The sequence below is a fragment of the Allokutzneria sp. NRRL B-24872 genome (assembly GCF_002155965.1).
Lineage (GTDB): Bacteria > Actinomycetota > Actinomycetes > Mycobacteriales > Pseudonocardiaceae > Allokutzneria.
Map to the genome: position 1 here is coordinate 1 of NZ_MUMH01000133.1, position 546 is coordinate 546.

At 70.5% G+C, this 546-nt stretch carries 1 pseudogene; it reads left to right on the forward strand.

From position 1 onward, the window contains the following. Positions 1–546, forward strand: a pseudogene (locus CCN37_RS40215) (primosomal protein); the annotation flags it as partial.

A 546-nucleotide genomic window follows, 5' to 3' on the forward strand; every position in this document is an offset into this window, starting at 1 on the left:
ATCCTGCGCTCGCTCGCGGACGTGTGCGACCTGGAGGTCGTGCACGAGGTGCTCGACGGCGCCGCCGGCTTCAGCGTGCTCCAGCAGGGCACCTTCCCGTTCACCGGCCGCGAGGGCGAGGCGCGCTGGAACGAGGTCGCCAAGGTCGTCGACGAGCGCTGGGACGAGGTGCTCGACGCGATCGACACCCTGATCAGCACGCCCGAGACGGACGCGAAGGCGCTGGCAACGGCTCAGGAGGAGCTGGTCGCCTACGAAGAGGCGGCGGCAGAGGCCGAGCCCGAGGAGATCGACGAGGAGACCTCCGACGAGGACTCCGACGAGCCGATCGGCTTCTGGGGCGAGGTCGGCATCGACCCGATCAAGATCATCACCAGCCAGGCCGAGTACTACACGCTGCGCTGCTACCTGCCGGTCGACGACCAGGAGGAGCGCCCGGTCTTCCTGGGCTCCGACGGGCAGATCGACGTCTTCACCTCGGCCCGCGCGCTGGCCCGCCACCTGGCCGACAACGCGGCCGCCGACCCGACGCGCAACCAGCTCGCC